The sequence below is a fragment of the Streptomyces sp. NPDC020490 genome, from assembly GCF_044335305.1.
In the GTDB taxonomy this organism is placed as follows: Bacteria; Actinomycetota; Actinomycetes; order Streptomycetales; family Streptomycetaceae; genus Streptomyces.
Genome location: NZ_JBIRUY010000009.1, coordinates 6322 through 22062, shown reverse-complemented (window position 1 = coordinate 22062; position 15741 = coordinate 6322). Strand labels below are relative to the sequence as shown.

Annotated in this window: 14 protein-coding genes; 6 read left to right on the top strand and 8 right to left on the bottom strand. The window is 73.6% G+C overall.

Going from position 1 to position 15741, the window contains the following annotated elements:
• Nucleotides 1-665: LysR family transcriptional regulator (locus tag ACH4ZX_RS11945; protein WP_398271251.1), on the bottom strand; the 665-nt coding region annotated here is incomplete at its 3' end.
• 87 nt (nucleotides 666-752) lie between these two features.
• Here ACH4ZX_RS11945 and ACH4ZX_RS11940 point away from each other — a divergent pair.
• Both ACH4ZX_RS11940 and ACH4ZX_RS11935 read left to right on the top strand, forming a co-directional pair.
• Entirely contained in the window at nucleotides 753-1142 is a 390-nt protein-coding gene (locus ACH4ZX_RS11940; RefSeq protein ID WP_398271249.1) for a RidA family protein, read from the top strand.
• An 11-nt stretch (nucleotides 1143-1153) separates the two neighbouring features.
• The gene (locus tag ACH4ZX_RS11935; RefSeq protein ID WP_398271247.1) at nucleotides 1154-1483 is read left to right on the top strand and encodes a YrdB family protein; all 330 of its coding nucleotides are present in this window, start codon (nucleotides 1154-1156) and stop codon (nucleotides 1481-1483) included.
• A gap of 48 nt (nucleotides 1484-1531) precedes the next feature.
• Here ACH4ZX_RS11935 and ACH4ZX_RS11930 read toward each other — a convergent pair whose 3' ends face one another.
• Nucleotides 1532-2107 (bottom strand): TetR/AcrR family transcriptional regulator, encoded by a 576-nt coding sequence (locus ACH4ZX_RS11930; protein ID WP_398271245.1) that lies wholly within the window; start codon nucleotides 2105-2107, stop codon nucleotides 1532-1534.
• A gap of 103 nt (nucleotides 2108-2210) precedes the next feature.
• On the opposite strand from ACH4ZX_RS11930, the gene ACH4ZX_RS11925 reads away from it, so the two are divergent.
• The gene (locus ACH4ZX_RS11925) at nucleotides 2211-4730 is read left to right on the top strand and encodes a glycoside hydrolase family 3 protein (RefSeq protein WP_398271243.1); all 2520 of its coding nucleotides are present in this window, start codon (nucleotides 2211-2213) and stop codon (nucleotides 4728-4730) included.
• Nucleotides 4731-4878: 148 nt separating this feature from the next.
• On the opposite strand, the gene ACH4ZX_RS11920 is transcribed toward ACH4ZX_RS11925, so the two are convergent.
• The 3 genes from ACH4ZX_RS11920 to ACH4ZX_RS11910 form a co-directional block, all read right to left on the bottom strand.
• Nucleotides 4879-5661, bottom strand: coding sequence for a helix-turn-helix transcriptional regulator (locus ACH4ZX_RS11920; protein ID WP_398271241.1), 783 nt, complete (start codon nucleotides 5659-5661; stop codon nucleotides 4879-4881).
• Between the two features lie 231 nt (nucleotides 5662-5892).
• Nucleotides 5893-7347, bottom strand: a complete 1455-nt coding sequence (locus ACH4ZX_RS11915) for a multicopper oxidase domain-containing protein (RefSeq protein WP_398271239.1) — start codon at nucleotides 7345-7347, stop codon at nucleotides 5893-5895.
• A 58-nt stretch (nucleotides 7348-7405) separates the two neighbouring features.
• The gene (locus tag ACH4ZX_RS11910) at nucleotides 7406-8482 is read right to left on the bottom strand and encodes a multicopper oxidase family protein (RefSeq protein WP_398271237.1); all 1077 of its coding nucleotides are present in this window, start codon (nucleotides 8480-8482) and stop codon (nucleotides 7406-7408) included.
• Nucleotides 8483-8711: 229 nt separating this feature from the next.
• On the opposite strand from ACH4ZX_RS11910, the gene ACH4ZX_RS11905 reads away from it, so the two are divergent.
• Both ACH4ZX_RS11905 and ACH4ZX_RS11900 read left to right on the top strand, forming a co-directional pair.
• Nucleotides 8712-9497: a YcnI family protein gene (locus ACH4ZX_RS11905; RefSeq protein ID WP_398271235.1), complete on the top strand. Its 786-nt coding sequence runs from the start codon at nucleotides 8712-8714 to the stop codon at nucleotides 9495-9497.
• Nucleotides 9491-11326, top strand: coding sequence for a copper resistance protein CopC (locus ACH4ZX_RS11900; RefSeq protein WP_398271233.1), 1836 nt, complete (start codon nucleotides 9491-9493; stop codon nucleotides 11324-11326). Before ACH4ZX_RS11905 ends, ACH4ZX_RS11900 begins: the two co-directional genes overlap by 7 nt.
• Nucleotides 11327-11343: 17 nt before the next feature.
• Here the strand turns inward: ACH4ZX_RS11900 and ACH4ZX_RS11895 are convergent, their stop codons facing one another.
• Together ACH4ZX_RS11895 and ACH4ZX_RS11890 are read right to left on the bottom strand one after the other, a co-directional pair.
• Complete coding sequence (locus ACH4ZX_RS11895; protein ID WP_398271231.1) at nucleotides 11344-12315, bottom strand: aldose epimerase family protein; 972 nt, start codon at nucleotides 12313-12315, stop codon at nucleotides 11344-11346.
• 196 nt (nucleotides 12316-12511) lie between these two features.
• Nucleotides 12512-13411 (bottom strand): SGNH/GDSL hydrolase family protein, encoded by a 900-nt coding sequence (locus ACH4ZX_RS11890; RefSeq protein ID WP_398271229.1) that lies wholly within the window; start codon nucleotides 13409-13411, stop codon nucleotides 12512-12514.
• A gap of 257 nt (nucleotides 13412-13668) precedes the next feature.
• On the opposite strand from ACH4ZX_RS11890, the gene ACH4ZX_RS11885 reads away from it, so the two are divergent.
• The gene (locus tag ACH4ZX_RS11885; RefSeq protein ID WP_324789764.1) at nucleotides 13669-14163 is read left to right on the top strand and encodes a DUF3145 domain-containing protein; all 495 of its coding nucleotides are present in this window, start codon (nucleotides 13669-13671) and stop codon (nucleotides 14161-14163) included.
• Nucleotides 14164-14244: 81 nt separating this feature from the next.
• Here the strand turns inward: ACH4ZX_RS11885 and fabF are convergent, their stop codons facing one another.
• Nucleotides 14245-15516 carry a beta-ketoacyl-ACP synthase II gene (fabF, locus tag ACH4ZX_RS11880; protein WP_398271226.1) on the bottom strand — a complete coding sequence of 424 codons (1272 nt, stop codon included), beginning with the start codon at nucleotides 15514-15516 and terminating at the stop codon, nucleotides 14245-14247.
• Nucleotides 15517-15741 lie beyond the last annotated feature (225 nt).

Sequence of the window (15741 nt, the reverse complement as noted above, 5' to 3'; positions counted from 1 at the left end):
GGTGCCCCCGGGTGGGGGGCGGGGGGGGGCGCCCCCGGCCGCCCCCGGGGGCGGGCCCCCCCCCCCCCCCCCCCCCGGGGCGGGGGGGGGGGGCCCGGGGGGCCCCCCCCCCCCACGGCGACGTACAGCGACTCGTCCAGGAGATGGTGCAGTTCGTACGTCTCCAGCGGCGCGCGGCCCGTCGTGGAGACCACCGCCAGGTCCAGCCGGCCCGCGTCCAGCAGGCCGAGGAGCGCGGGCGTGAGCCCCTCCTCGCGGGAGACCCGCACGCGGGGGTGGCGGGCCCGGAACGCGGCGAGGGCGTGCGGCACCAGCGCCGCGTCGGCCGTGGCGAACGCCCCGAACCGCAGCCGCCCGTCCGCCGCCTCGCGCAGCGCCGCCAGTTCCCGCCCCGCTCCGTGCAGCGCCTCGGCGACCGCCTCCGCGTGCGGTACGAGGATCCGCCCGGCCTCCGTCAGCCGCACCCCGCGCGGCAGCCGGTCGAACAGCGGCCCGCCGCCGAGCGCCGCCTCCAGCGCGGAGATCTGCCGCGAGACCGCCGACTGCGTCCAGCCCAGCGTCCGCGCCGCGAGCGTGAACGAGCCGTGCCGGGCGACCTCGAGGAAGACGCGCAGCCAGACGGTCGAGACGTCCGGAACGCCGTCCGGGACATGCGAGTTCGGCATGGCGGCCATGCTAGACATTCGCTTGTCGCATCACACGGGCCCGCCTAGCGTCGAGGCCATGGAGAAGCACCCGAAAGGCAGGGCGGCGTGAAGGTCACCCTGGACAGCCCCGCGTCCGCACCCCAGCCCCTGAGCCCCTACTACTCCCAGGTCGCCCGCGTCGAACAGGCCGACGGCAGCGCCCTGTTGTTCGTCTCCGGCCAGATCGCCGACGGCGCCACCCTCGCCGAGCAGAGCCGGGGCGTGTTCGAGACGCTCGGCGCGCTGCTGGCGGCGCACGGAGCGACCCTGGCGGACGTCATCAACATCCGCACCTACCTCACGGACATCGGCGGACTGGAGGAATACGGCGCCGTACGGCGGCGGTTCCTCACCGGCACACCCCCGACCAGCATGACCTTCGAGGTCCCGCGCCTGTTCCGCCCGGAGGCGCTGATCGAGGTGGAAATCGTGGCGGCGGTCCCGGCGGGCAGGTGATACTGCCGCCCATGAAGGCAGCGAACCTGGGCGTCCTGTTCCTGATCGAGCTCGGCGCTCTCGCCGCCGTCGGCTACTGGGGCTTCACCCGCGACGTGGCGGCGCCCCTGGCATGGCTGCTGGGCCTGGGCGCCCCGGCCGTGCTGATCGTGCTGTGGGGGCGGTTCGGTTCGCGCAAGGCGCCGCACGCGACGCACGGCGCGGTCCGCGTCGGCTTCGAACTGCTCTGGTTCGGCGCCGGCGTGGCCGCGCTGCTCGCCGCCGGGGCCGTGGCATGGGCGATCGCCTTCGCCCTGGTCTGCGCGGTCAGCAAGACGCTGGCCGTGATCTGGCGCCAGTAGCAGCCAGTAGCAGCCGGCAGTAGCCGGCAGCAAGCAAGTCGCCGGAGTTCAGGACTCGCCCAGCAGCGCCAGGAAGTCGCGGAACGCGCCCGGCATGTCCACCGACTCCGGGTCCAGCAGCCACTGGTACTGCAGGCCGTCCATCACCGCGACCAGCAGCGGGGCGGTGCGCTCCGGGGTGAGGCCGTTCGGGAGGCGCTCGCCGTACTCGGCGCGCAGGACGGCGGCCATGCTCTCGCGCACCCTGCGGTACCGCTCGGTGAAGTACTCGCGCGCCGGATGCCCCTCCGTCACGCTCTCGCCGAGCAGCGCCGAGAAGGTCTGGATGATGCCGGGCCGCATCGCGTTGTACTCCACCAGCGCGGCCAGCAGATCGACCCGCCACCGGGTGTCCGGCAGCGCGTCCCACTGGTCCCGCTCCTTCAGGACCGCGACCAGCAGCGCGTCCTTGGTCGGGAAGTAGTGCAGCAGCCCCTGCTGGGTGAGCCCGACGCGCTCGGCGACCGCGGCCAGGCTCGCGCCCCGGTAGCCGCGCTCGGCGATCACCTCCAGCGCCGCCCGCACGATCTCGGTGCGCCGTTCCTCGCTCCTGACCCTGGCGTTCATGGGGTCACGGTATGCCATCCATCCACCCTGAATATAACGGCAGGATAACGAAACCTACCGCTCTACAGGTAGCCGATGCACGATGGGGGCACTGCACGGACTTCAACGAGGAGGCACCGCGATGGCGGGAACCCCAGGAACCCCTCCGGCCGACGAGGCCCGCGAGGCCGGCACCGCAGGCGAGACCGACGTGGTCGGCGAGACCCGCGAGGCCCACGCGGCCCGCGAGGCGGTCGTCGAGGCGGCCCTCGGCAAGCTGGACCTGGACGCGAAGGCCCGGCTGCTGTCCGGCCAGGACATGTGGTCCCTGCCCGCCCTCCCGGAGATCGGCCTGAGGTCCCTGGTCATGTCCGACGGCCCGATCGGCGTCCGCGGCGTGCGCTGGACCGCCGACGACCCCTCCGTCGCCCTGCCCTCCCCGACCGCCCTCGCCGCCACCTGGGACCCGCGGCTCGCCCGCCGCGCGGGCGTGCTGCTCGCCCAGGAGGCCCGCCGCAAGGGCGTCCACGTGCTGCTCGCCCCCACCGTCAACCTGCACCGCTCCCCGCTCGGCGGCCGCCACTTCGAGGCCTACAGCGAGGACCCGTACCTCACCGGCCTGATCGGCGCGGGCTATGTGGCCGGCGTCCAGTCGGGCGGCGTCGGCACCACCGTCAAGCACTACGTCGCCAACGACGCCGAGACCGACCGCTTCACGGTGAACAACCTGGTGAGCGAACGCGCCCTGCGCGAGCTGTACCTGGCCCCCTTCGAGATCATCGTCGAGAACGCCCACCCCTGGGGCATCATGACCGCCTACAACACGGTCAACGGCGCGACGATGACCGAGCACCACTACCTGGTGAACGAGGTCCTGCGCGGCGAATGGGGCTTCGACGGCTACAACGTCTCCGACTGGATGGCCGCCCGCTCCACCAAGCGCGCCATCGAGGGCGGCCTCGACGTGGCCATGCCCGGCCCGCAGACCGTCTACGGCGCACCGCTCGCCCAGGCCGTGCGCGACGGCGAGGTCGAGGAGTCCGCGGTCGACGCCGCCGTCCGCAACGTGCTGCGGCTCGCCGCCCGCGTCGGCGTCCTGGAGGGCGCCGAGCCCGCGGTGACCGAACTGCCGGAGACCGTGGACGGCGGCGCGCTGGCCCGCGAGATCGCCCGCCGCTCCTTCGTCCTGGTCCGCAACGAACGCGGCGCCCTGCCCCTGAAGCCGGGCAGCGTGGCGCTGATCGGCGCCGCCGCCCGCGACGCCCGCGTCCTCGGCGGCGGCTCCGCCACCGTCTTCCCGGCCCGGATCGTCTCCCCCCTCGACGGCCTCACCGCCGCCCTCCCCGACGGCGCCGTCGAGTACGCGGTGGGCGCCGACCCCAACACCGAACTCGCCGTCGCCGACCAGGGTTTCGAGCTGCGCGCGGTGTGCCGGAACGCGGACGGCGACGTCGTCGGCACCGGCTCGGCCCCGGGCGGCCTGATCCAGTGGATGGGTTCGGACCTCCCCGACGGCGTCACCCACGACAACCTGCACACCGTGGAGCTGACCGGCACCTTCACCCCCCGCGACACCGGCACGCACACCTTCGGCGTCAAGGGCCTGGGCGCCTTCCGGCTGGTCGTCGACGGCACGACGTACTACGACGACGTCCAGCGCCCCGCCCACGACGACGACCCCTTCGAGGCGTTCTTCGGCGCCCCCGTGCCCCGCGCCGAGGCCGAACTCACCGCCGGCGAGACGGTCGAGGTCTCCCTCACCCACGTCGTCGCCTTCCCCGAGAACATGCCCATGAAGACCGTCGGCTTCGCCCTGGCCCACCAGGAGCCGCGGCGCGACCCCGACGAACTGATCGCCGAGGCGGTCGAGGCGGCCCGCCGCGCCGACACGGCCGTCGTCGTGGTCGCCACCACCGACCGCGTCGAGTCGGAGGGCTTCGACCGCAAGGACCTGGCCCTGCCCGGCCGCCAGGACGACCTCGTCCGCGCGGTCGCCGCCGCCAACCCCGACACCGTCGTGGTCGTCAACTCCGGCTCCCCGGTGGAGATGCCGTGGCGCGAGGACGTCGCCGCGGTGCTGCTGAGCTGGTTCCCCGGCCAGGAGGGCGGCGCGGCCCTGGCGGACGTGCTCACCGGCGCCCACGAGCCGGGCGGGCGACTGCCCACCACCTGGGGCTCCCTGGCCGACGCCCCGGTCACCCAGGTGACCCCCGCCGACGGTGAACTGCGCTACTCCGAGGGCGTCTTCATCGGCTACCGGGCCTGGGAGAAGGCCGGCCGCACCCCGGCGTACCCCTTCGGCCACGGCCTCGGCTACACCGACTGGACGTACGAGTCCGTCGACGTGGACGGGACGGCGGACGGTACGACGGCCACCGTCCGCGTCCGCAACACCGGCGAGCGGACCGGCCGCGAGGTCGTGCAGGTCTACCTGGCCCCGGCCGAGCCCGACGCCGGCCGCCCCGCGCGCCGGCTGGCCGGGTTCGCCGACGTCACGGCCGCGCCCGGCGAGAACGCCGAGGCGGTGGTCACGCTCCCGCGCCGCGCCTTCGAGGTCTGGGACGAGGAGACCGGGGCCTGGACATTTGTGAAGGGTTCGTACGAGATCCAGGTCGGACGCTCGATAGCGGACCGCAGGATCACGGCGACGATTAACGTCTGATCCGGGACAAGTCTCCCCACAAGCAGCCCCGGCCCGGGACCTGACCCCCGGGCCGGGGCTCGTTCCGTCCCGGCGGTCGTGCCGCACGGGCAGCCGTACGGCCGGGGCCCGGTCCGCCGCGACGGCGGCGGGCCGGGCCCCGTGACGCCTACTCGCCGTCCGGCGGTGTGACCGTCTCCGGTTCGCCGATGCGGGGCTGCGGGGGCTGGGACGGCGTGGTGCCGGGCGCGGCCCTGCCGGTGCGCTCGAACAAGGCGAGGCAGGGCGTGCCGGGGGAGTGGGAGACCTTGAGGTCGGCGGGGTGCAGGGGGGCGCCCATCTCCTGGAGGGCGCCGCGCATCAGGCCGAGGTGCACCGAGCACGCCACGTCCGGGCGCTCCGCCGCGACCGAGCGGAAGGGACAGCGGTGGAGCCGCAGCAGGGGCGGGTCGTCGCTCCGTTCGGTCTCGAAACCGAGGCCGTCCATCAGAGCGGTGATCTTGTCGAAGGCGTCTTCCGCCGAGATGGACGAGAACGGGGCCGGGCGCTCGGTCAGATGACGGCCCCATTCCTGCCCCGCCGCGACGGCGTCCCTCGACGGGCTGTCGGAGGTCGCGGCCAGATAGCCGGCCAGGATCTGGGCGAGGAGCCGGTAGCCGTTGCCCTCCCGCTCGGCCGTCCCGGCGGAGCCGGTCGTCCTCCCGGTGGTGGCCTCGTAGGTGAGCTTGGGGCGGCCGGGACCGCCGAGGCCGGCACGCCCCTCACGGACCTGGCCGTCCTTCGTGAGCCGGGTCAGGTGGAAGCGCACCGTGTTGGCGTGCAGCCCCAGGCCCTCGGCGAGTTGCTGCACGGTGAGCGGACCCTCCGAGTGACGCAGGGCTTCGAGGATGGCCGTCCGGGAGGCGCCGCCCGCGGGACCGGGGTGACTGTCGGATGGCTGAACGGGAGCCATGGCATCAACGTCCGAAAGAATCGTGGAAATGTAATTGGTCTGAGAAATTCTTCTTCAGCGTAACAAGGGAGGGGAGGGTCGCGGCGGGTTTCGGCGAGGGCGGATGCGCCGGGGGGGGGGGGGGGGCGGGGGCGGGGGGGGGGGGGGGGGGGGGGGGGGGGGGGGGGGGGGGGGCGCGCCCGCCCCCCCCCCCCCCGCGCCCCCCCCCCCCCCCGCGCCTGTTCGGGATGGTCAGTGGGCCTCCGCCGGGGCGTCGCCCGCCACGAGCAGGCCCGCCGCACCGCGGGAGAGGTCCTTCATGATGTGGTTGACGAAGGTGTAGGTGCCCGCCTTGTCGACGGTGAACTCGACGAAACCGCCCTGGGTGGTCGACAGGTCCAGCGTCTGCGAACCGCCCTTGTCCGGGCTGCCCGGCTTCAGCAGGTACTCGCCCTCCTTCCACACGGTGTCGAAGATCAGGCCGACGGTGTGGAACGCGAGGGGCTCGTTGATGGCGGCGTTGTCCACCCAGACGCGGACCCGGTCGCCGACCTTCACCTTCACCGGCTGGTGGACGTACTGGTTGTAGTAGCCGTTGAAGACGACCCCGTCGTTGGTGCCGGCCATCATCTTGGTGAGGTCGGACGCCTTGCCCTGCGGGCCGAGGTACAGCTCGGACTGGACCAGGGCGATCTCCTTGTCCACCTTCCGCAGGTTCGGCGGGTCGACGATCACGGCGCCGAACATGCCGTTGCCCATGTGGTGGATCATCGGTGCGGCGCCGCAGTGGTAGGTGAAGATGCCCGCGTAGTTCGCCTTGAACTCGTAGATCAGGGACTCGCCCGGCTTGATGGGCCGCATCTGGACGTTCGGCGCCACCTTGGAGGCGTGGAAGTCGATGGAGTGGTTCATCGAACCGTCGTTGGTCAGCCTGACCCGGAAGGTGTCACCGACCTTGCCGCGCAGCGTCGGGCCGGGCGCGGTGCCGTTGTAGGTCCACAGGGTCTGCGTCACCCCGGGCGCCACCTCGGCCTTCTTCTCCCGCACGTGCAGGTCGACCTGATGGACCTTCTGACCGTCGGCCGGACGGACCGTCGGGTCGACGGCCTTCCAGCCGGCGGACGGCGCGGCGTTCGCGTCGATCTTGGCGTTGCCGGCGTTCGGGTCGGCCTTGGTGACGGCGCCGGCGCCGGAATCGGCGGCGGCCACGCCCTTCACCTTGATGTCGAGCAGCATGCCGGCGGCCTTGTGGCCCTCGACGGTGCACCACGCCTGGGTCGGCTCGTTGATCGGGCCCCAGTTCATGGTGGTGGCGGCGCCCGGCTTGATCAGCGGGGTGTCCTCGCCGGTGAGGGCGAGGGTGTGGTCCATGGCGCCCTTGTTGACGACGTTGAGCTTGACCTTCGCGCCGGCGTCGACCTCGATCGAGGACGGCTTGACGTAGAGGTCGCCGAGTTCGATGTCGAACGTCATGGTCTTGCCCGCGCCGGGCGCCGCGGCGGGCACGGCGTTGGCGCCGCCGGCGGGCGCGGTCGCGGCGGACGACGACTGCGGCTGGAAGATGCCGACCAGAGCCAGGCCGATGACGAGGCCCAGCGCCAGCGTGGCGCCGATCACGGGCATCAAGGGGGTGAGGGCCCGCTGCAGTATCTGTGGTCTGTTCTGGGGATCGGGGGTGGTGCGAGGGGGGTCCGTGCTGACTGACACGGCGTTACTCCAGTCTCGAGGAGGCGGGGAGGGCAGGGGGGAGACGCCGGCCGGGTCGTCAGCTCACGATCATCTCGGTGAACATGCCGAACATGCCGGTCTTGCCTTCGGAGTGCGGGAAGATGTGGCAGTGGAAGGCCCACTTGCCGGGCCGGTTCGCGTTGACCAGCACGCTGTAACGCTCACCCGGGGCGACCAGGACGGTGTCCGCCTTGTAGGGGTTCTTCAGCGGGAATCCGTCCTTGGCGACGACCAGTTGGTCGAGTCCGTGCAGGTGCATCGGGTGCGCCATGGTGCCCGCGTTGAAGTAGTGGATGAGGACCGAGTCGCCCTTGCGGACGCGCACGGGTTCGGTCGCGGGGAACGACTTGCCGTTCAGGGTCAGTCCGATGCTGCCGGAGTCCTGCAGCTCGATCGGTATCTCCTGGGCGACCTTCGTGCGGTCCGGCAGCGGCACGTTCCCGATCAGGAAGGCGCCCCACAGGCCGTTGGTCACCTGCTCGGTGCCGTTGTGGTGGGAGTGGTACCAGCCGACGGACTCGCGCTCGGCCTTGATCTTGTAGGTGAAGGTGCCGCCCGGGACCACCGGGTCCTGAGTGATGTCGGCGACGCCGTCCATGGCGTTGTCGATGGGGATCCCGTGCCAGTGGATCACCGTGGATTCCGGCAGCTGGTTCTTCAGGACGACCTCGACCTTGTCGCCGACGTCGACGTGGATGGTGGGGCCGGGGACCATGCCGTTGTACGACATGGCGTCGACGGTCTTGCCGGGCTCGACCTCCCACTTCACGGGCTTGGCGGTGAGCGTGAACCGCTTGGTCCCGTCCTTCAGGATCTCGGGCTTGATGAGCTGTGCGCCCTTGCCCGCCGTCTTGGCGGGGAACGACTTGTCGCGCTTGGCCATCTCCCGGTCCATGGACTTCCAGTCGTGCTGCTGGGTGTCCGTGGCCGTGGTGTCCCCGCCGGTGGAGGTGGTGGACGAGCCGTCGTGAGCGGCGCCGCCGTGGTCCGCCGCGGCCGTGTCGACGGCCGGTCTGGCGGGGGCGGAGGAGGTCTCCGCGGAGACGGACCACCACGGGACGGCGACCGCGACCGCGAAGGAGACGGCGCCGACCAGCGCCTTTGTCCTCAACATGCTGGCCTTCCTCGGGCTGGTTCGGATGATGGAATGGTTTTTATCAGAGAAATTTAGGGCTGAACATGTTGCGCACATCACAGGGTGCACCGTTTCGCCCCCATATGTCGCCTGTCGGCTTCAAATAACCCCTGGTCAGATGCGTCCACTGATGCATTGAGACCCGCCAAAGTTGATCTGTTAATTATGGTAAATATTGCGGCCGGTACCCATCGAACGGAGCAGGCCCATGCGTCCCACCCGATCCCGAGCCGCCCTGACCGCCCTGACCTGTGTGACCGCGGGAGTGGTCCTGCTGGCTACGGCGGGCCCGGTCGCCGCCCACGTCGGCATCGATCCGCGGAGCGCCGAGGCGGGGAGCTGGGCGAGGCTCACCTTCCGGGTGCCCGACGAGCGCCCCGACGCGGCCACGACCAAGGTGGAGGTGGTCCTGCCGGCCGGCCGGCCGCTCGCCTCCGTGTCCGTCCGGCCGGTCCCCGGATGGACCGTCAGGACCGAGAAGCGGCACCTGGACCAGCCGCTCGTCGACGACGGGAAGAAGACCGGCGAGGCCGTCTCCCGGATCGTCTGGACCGGCGGAAGGATCGGCCCCGGCGAGTTCCAGGAGTTCGACGTCTCCCTCGGCCCGCTGCCCGAGCACGGCGAGCAGATGGTCTTCAAAACGCTGCAGACCTACGACGACGGGGAGGTCGTCCGCTGGATCGAGCAGCCCGCCGCGAACGGGACGGAGCCGGAACACCCCGCGCCCGTCCTCGCGCTGACCCCCGCCGCGGGCACCGACGCCGACGAGGCGTCGGCCACGCGCGAGCCCTCCGGGGCGGCAAGCGGCGAGGCCGGCACGGACGCGCCGAACGTCTCCGCCCCCGTCGCCGCGTCCGGGGGCGGCGACTCCGCGGACGTCACCGCGCGCGTGCTGGGCGGTGCCGGAGCCGCAGCCGGCCTGGCGGGTCTCCTCGCGGCGGCCGCGACGCGCCGGCGCGCCGCGAAGAGGTCCCCTGGACCGCGGGGATGGTGAACTCCCGGACAGCGGCGGCCCCGGCCGTACCGGTCGTCCGGCGAACCGGCCGGCCGGGGTGGCGCGAGCGGACGGGGCTGCTGCGCCCGCCGTCCGAACTGCCCGTGCTGGTGCGCGCCCTGGCCGCCGCGGCCGTCGGGCTCGTCCTGCTGCTGACGGCCGCCGCACCGGCCCGGGCCCACGCCGAACTCCTCGCCACCACCCCGGCGGCCGGGGCGGCCCTCGACCGGGCGCCGCGGGCGGTGACCCTGCGGTTCAGCGAGGCGGTCGAGGTCACCGGCGACGGGCTGCGCGTGCTGGGCCCGGACGGCAGCCGGGCCGACACCGGGCACACCGCCGCCGTGCCGGACCGGCCCGGCGCCCTGACCGTCCCCCTCGAGTCGGGTGTCCCGGACGGCACGTACGTGGTCTCCTGGCGGGCCGTGTCCGCGGACTCGCACCCCGTCCACGGCGCCTTCACCTTCACCGTCGGCCGGACGGACGGGGCCGGGGCGAACCGGGCGCCGGGCCTTCCGGCGGGCGCGGACCGCGACTCCGACCCCCTGCTCGGGGCGGCGGTGTCCGTCGCACGCGGGGTGGGGTACGCGGGTCTGGCACTGCTCACCGGGGCGATCGGCATGCTGTTGCTGGTCCCCGACGGCACCGGCCGCGGCCTGCTGCGACGGCTGGCCGTGAGCGGCGGGCTGGTCGTCATCGCCTCCGCGTGCGCCGGGCTGGCCGCCCAGGGGCCGTACGCGGCCGGGGCGGGGCCGGGCGCCCTGCTGGATCCCGCACTGCTGCGCCCCGCGCTGACGGGCCGGCCGGGCCTGACGACGGCCGCGCGGACCCTGCTCACCGGTCTCCTGCTGGTGACGGTGTCCCGGAACCTGCCGCGTCCCGTGACCTCCTGGCGGACCGTCCCGCGCCGGGCGCTCCCGGTGACGGCCGCCCTGGCCGCCGTGGCCGTCACCTACGGCGAGGCCGGCCACGCGGCCACCGGACGCCATGTCCTCCTGGGGCTGACCGCCGACGTGCTGCATCTGCTGGCCATGGGGCTGTGGCTCGGCGGGCTGGTGGCCCTGATCCGCCTGTTCGCCCGGCGGGAGCGGCCGGAGTCGCTCGCCGTGGCGACGCACCGCTTCTCGACGGCCGCGGGCTGGTGCGTCGCGATCCTGGTGGTGACGGGCGTGCTGCAGGCGCAGCGCCGGCTGGGCGCCCCGGGGCAGCTGCTGACCAGCGACTACGGGCGGCTGCTCGTCGCCAAGGTGCTGACCGTCCTGCTCCTGCTGACGACGGCCCGGCTCGCGCGCCGCTGGACCCGTACGCACGCCGCGGAGGAGAACGCCCGCCCGGCGGAACAGGCGCTGCGCGGCATGCGGCGGACGCTGGCCGTCGAGACCGCCATCGGCGCCGTGGTGCTCGCCCTGTCGACTCTTCTGGCCGGTTCGGCCCCGCCGCACGGTGCGGACACACCGGCCACCGCGGCGTCGTCCGTCCCCTCGCAGGTACGGATGTCGGCCGGCTACGACACCGGGAGCCCCGACGGCCGCGGCACGGTCTCCGTCCGGGTGGCCCGGCGGGCCGACGGCGGGGCCGAGGTGGACCTGCGGCTCTCGGATCCCGCCGGCGGGCCCGTACGGGCTGAGGAGGTCACGGCGGCCTGGTCGCTGCCGGCGCGGGCCCTCGGCCCCCTGCCGACGGAACTCCACGCGGCCGGCCCCGGGCACTGGTCCGGCATCGTCCGGCTGTCCCCGCCCGGGGACTGGCGGCTGGCGGTGACGGTGCGCACCTCCGACACCGACGCGGCCACCGTCGTCTTCGACGACATCGGCACCGCGGCCGCGCCGTAGCGGGCCCGTGGGGGACCTCAGCGCACCCCGAACCCGTACACCGTCTCGGAACGGAACACCTCGCCCGGCCGCAGCACCGTCGTCGGGAAGTCCGGGCGGTTGGGGGAGTCGGGGAAGTGCTGGGTCTCCAGCGCGACGCCCGCGCCGGGGGAGAAGGGCTCGCCCAGGTGGTCCGCGGTGTACACCTGGAGGCCGGGCTCGGTGGTGGAGACGGTCAGCACCCGCCCGGACACCGGGTCGTACAGCTCGGCGACCTCCCGGGCGGCCTCGGTCACCCCGCCGTCGAGGACGAAGTTGACGTCGTATCCGGAGCCGACCTCGCGCGCCCGCCGGAAGTCGAAGCGGGTGCCGGCCACCTCGCGGGGCGGGCCGGCGGGGATCAGGTGCTCGTCGACGGGCGTGAAGCGGGACGCGGCGACCCGCAGTTCGTGGTCGCCGGCGTACCGCGAGCCGCCGAGGTCGAAGTAGCTGTGGTTCGTCAGGTTCACCACGGTCGGCGCGTCCGTCACCGCCTCGTAGGCGATCCGCAGGGCGCCGGACGCGTCCAGCGTGTACGTCGCGGACACCTCCAGCCGGCCCGGGAAGCCCTCCTCGCCGTCCGCGCTGACCCGGCTCAGCCGCACCCCGTGCTCCACCGGCACGGCGTCCCACACACGCTTGTCGAAGCCGCGCTCGCCGCCGTGCAGCGAGTTGGGCGGGGGGTTGAGCGCGAGCGTGTACGTCACCCCGTCCAGCGAGAAGCGGCCGCCGGCTATCCGGTTGGCGTACCGCCCGATCAGAGCGCCGAGGTACGGCTCCGGGTGCGCGAGGTAGCCGTCCAGGCCGGCGAACCCCAGCACCACGTTCCCGGCGCGCCCGTCCCGGTCCGGGACCTCCACCGACTGCACGATCCCGCCGTACGACAGCACCCGCACCCGTGTGCCCGACCGCTCCAGGGTCCAGCGGTGCACCGGTGTGCCGTCGGGAAGTGTGCCGAAGTGTTCGTTCATGAGCGGAATCCTAAGCGGGTCGGCGAGGTGCGCTGCGGCCGGGCAGCCGGGCAGCCGGGCAGCCGGGCAGCCGGGCAGCCGGGCAGCCGGGCAGCCGGGGGGCGCGGGGAACCGCGCGACCGGCCACGACGGCGCGGCGGCCGACGCCCCGGCGCGACGCGGCACATCCGGCGGAGCGCTCAGCGCCTCGCACCGGTCACCGCCTCTTCGCCGTGACCGTCCGGTAGGCGATCTCCGCCAGCCGGGCCTGGCCGTCCACGCTCGGGTGGAACCAGTCCCAGTGGCTCAGCTGGCCGGTGCCGAACCGGTACGCGTACACCGCGCCCCCGTCGAAGCGGCAGCGGCGGTCCTTCGCGCACACCTCCCCCAGCACCGCGTTGTAGGCCTCCACCCGCTTCTGCACCGTGTCCCGGCGCAGCGTCGCCGCCGAGTCCAGCGCGTCCGCGTCGCCCAGCATCGACGGGCACAGGCCCAGCTTCCAGATCTGCTTGCCCAGCGCGTTGGTGCGCCCCTCGGACCACAGCCGCTTCAGGTCCGGCACGCTCGACACGTACACCTGCGTCTTCGGCAGGGCCTTGCGCAGCGTGGCCATCGCCTCCTCGAAGTCGGCGCGGAAGTCGGCCACCGGCGTCATCGCCGCGGTCGAGGCCCGGCAGGCGTCGTTGGCGCCCGCCATCACCGTCACCAGCTGCGGCCTGCGCGTCACCGCCCGCGCCACCTGCCCGGGCAGGTCCGCCATCCGCGCCCCGGTCACCGCGTAGTTCCAGCTGCGCTCGGCCGCCTTCGCCTTCCCCAGCAGCCGCACGGCCAGACTGTCCACCTGCGGACTGGTCCCGGTCGCCCACGAGACCTCCGGGCAGTCCGCCAGCACCGCGCAGGCGTCGAAACCGCGGGTGATGGAGTCGCCGACGGCCGCGATCGAGGCGGGGCTGACGTCCCACACCGGCGCCGACCGCGCGGACGGCTTCGCGGCCCGCGCCTTCGTCCCGTCCTGCCCGGCGGAGCCGCCACCGGCGGCGTCGCACCCGGCGACGCCGAGGACGGCCGCCGTCACGGCGGCGAGTACGGTCCGTGACCGGCGGCTGGGCTTGCGCATCCGCTGCTGATCCCCTCGGTCGACGTCGGAAAAGTCCCCCTCCATGACAACGCGCGCGGGTTCCCGGCCTCCACCCGGTGCGGCCACCGGCACCCGTACAAGCGTCCTACCGGGTGAATGGCGGACGTTTCCCGGCACCGGCTCCGACGGTACGTCACACTCCTCGCGCCGTCGCACGGTAGCCTCGCCATCAACGTGGCCCGCCCGGCCACGTGTCCGCCAGTTCGCAAGATGTCCCGCTCTGCCCGGAGGTCCCGGTGACGACACGTGGAGTCCTGTACGTGCACTCCGCGCCGCGCGCGATGTGCCCGCACGTCGAGTGGGCCGTCGCCGGGGTGCTCGGCACGCGCGTCAGCCTCGACTGGATCCGGCAGCCCGCCGCGCCGGGCACCTGGCGCTCGGAGTTCTCCTGGCAGGGCCAGCCGGGCACCGCGTCCAAGCTGGCCTCCGCGCTGCGCGGCTGGCAGATGCTCCGCTTCGAGGTGACCGCCGAGCCCTGCCCCACCGCCGAGGGCGAGCGCTACAGCTGCACCCCCGACCTCGGCATCTTCCACGCCGTCACCGGCATCCACGGCGACATCCTCATCCCCGAGGACCGCCTGCGCGCCGCCCTGACCCGCTCCCGGGACGGCGAGACGGACCTGGAGGCGGAGATCGCCAGACTCCTGGGCAAGCCCTGGGACGACGAACTCGAGCCGTTCCGGTACGCGGGCGAGGGGGCACCGGTGCGCTGGCTGCACCAGGTCGTCTGACACCCCCGCGCCGCCCAACCCGGCGCCACGCGAAGGGCCCCCACCGAGGTGGGGGCCCTTGCGTGCTCCTGGCGGCGTCTGTCAGACCGTACGGAACGCCAGCACCACGTTGTGCCCGCCGAAGCCGAACGAGTCGTTCAGCGCGGCGATGCGGCCCTCGACGGGCAGCTTGCGGGCCTCGCCGCGGACGATGTCGGCGTTGGCCTCCGCCTCCGGGTCGAGGTTCTCGACGTTGATGGTCGGCGGGGCCACCCGGTGGTACAGGGCGAGGATCGTCGCCACGGACTCCACGCCGCCCGCGCCACCGAGGAGGTGACCGGTCATCGACTTCGTCGCGGAGACCGCCATGTGGTCCGCGTCGTCGCCGAACACCTTCCGCAGCGCCTTCAGCTCGGCGATGTCACCGGCCGGCGTCGACGTGGCGTGCGCGTTGACGTGCACGATCTCGGCCGGCACCAGGTCGGTGCGGTCCAGCAGGTTCTGCAGGGCGTGCGAGATGCCGCGCCCCTCGGGCTCCGGCTGCACGATGTCGTGGGCGTCGGCGGAGATGCCCTGGCCGACCGCCTCGGCGTACACGCGGGCGCCGCGCTTGGCGGCGTGCTCCGCGGACTCCAGGACGATCAGGCCGGCGCCCTCGCCGAGCACGAAGCCGTCACGGGCGACGTCGTAGGGACGCGAGGCGCCCTGCGGGTCGTCGTTGTTCTTGGACATCGCCATCATGTTGCCGAACGCGGCGATCGGCAGCGGGTGGATCGCCGCCTCCGTGCCGCCCGCGACGACGACGTCGGCGCGGCCCGTACGGATCATCTCGATGGCGTAGCCGATGGCCTCCGCGCCCGACGCGCAGGCGGACACCGGCGTGTGCACGCCCGCACGGGCGCCCACGGCCAGGCCCACGTTCGCCGAGGGGCCGTTCGGCATCAGCATGGGGACGGTGTGCGGGGAGACGCGGCGGACGCCCTTCTCCCGCAGCACGTCGTACTGGTCGAGCAGGGTCGTCACGCCGCCGATGCCCGAGGCGATGACGGCGCCGAGCCGGTCCGGGTCGACGTTCGGGTCCTCACCGGCCTTGCCCTCGAAGCCTGCGTCGGCCCACGCCTCCTTGGCGGCGACCAGCGCGAACTGCGCCGAGCGGTCCAGGCGGCGGGCCTGCGGCCGGGGGATGACCTCGGTGGGTTCCACGGCGACCGGCGCCGCGATGCGGACCGCCTGCTCGGCGGCCCATTCCTGCTCCAGGGGCTTCACGCCGGAACGACCGGCGACCAGACCCTCCCAGGTCGAGGCTGCGTCGCCACCCAGCGGTGTGGTTGCGCCGATACCGGTGACGACCACGGTGCGATTGGTCGGGCTCACGGGAATTCTTTCTCCAACGGATACGAGGATTCGTACGGCGCCACCGCCGGGTGGCGGGGCAGGCGACCGGGCCCAGGCCCTGTCGTTCGGATCGTCCCGCTCGGGGGGGGGGGGGGGGGGGGGGGGGGCGCGCGGCCCCCCCCCCCCCCCCCCCGCCCGGGGCCCGGGGGGGGGGGGGGGGGGGGGTTTGGGTTTGTTTGGTGTTGGGGCGCCGAGGGGTGGTTT

Coding starts and splice junctions, on each gene's coding strand:
- ACH4ZX_RS11935 (WP_398271247.1), top strand. CDS start 1,154: ATGAAGGCAGCGAACCTGGGCGTCCTGTTCCTGATCGAGCTCGGCGCT.
- ACH4ZX_RS11930 (WP_398271245.1), bottom strand. CDS start 2,107: ATGGCATACCGTGACCCCATGAACGCCAGGGTCAGGAGCGAGGAACGG.
- ACH4ZX_RS11925 (WP_398271243.1), top strand. CDS start 2,211: ATGGCGGGAACCCCAGGAACCCCTCCGGCCGACGAGGCCCGCGAGGCC.
- ACH4ZX_RS11920 (WP_398271241.1), bottom strand. CDS start 5,661: ATGGCTCCCGTTCAGCCATCCGACAGTCACCCCGGTCCCGCGGGCGGC.
- ACH4ZX_RS11910 (WP_398271237.1), bottom strand. CDS start 8,482: ATGTTGAGGACAAAGGCGCTGGTCGGCGCCGTCTCCTTCGCGGTCGCG.
- ACH4ZX_RS11905 (WP_398271235.1), top strand. CDS start 8,712: ATGCGTCCCACCCGATCCCGAGCCGCCCTGACCGCCCTGACCTGTGTG.
- ACH4ZX_RS11900 (WP_398271233.1), top strand. CDS start 9,491: ATGGTGAACTCCCGGACAGCGGCGGCCCCGGCCGTACCGGTCGTCCGG.
- ACH4ZX_RS11895 (WP_398271231.1), bottom strand. CDS start 12,315: ATGAACGAACACTTCGGCACACTTCCCGACGGCACACCGGTGCACCGC.
- ACH4ZX_RS11890 (WP_398271229.1), bottom strand. CDS start 13,411: ATGCGCAAGCCCAGCCGCCGGTCACGGACCGTACTCGCCGCCGTGACG.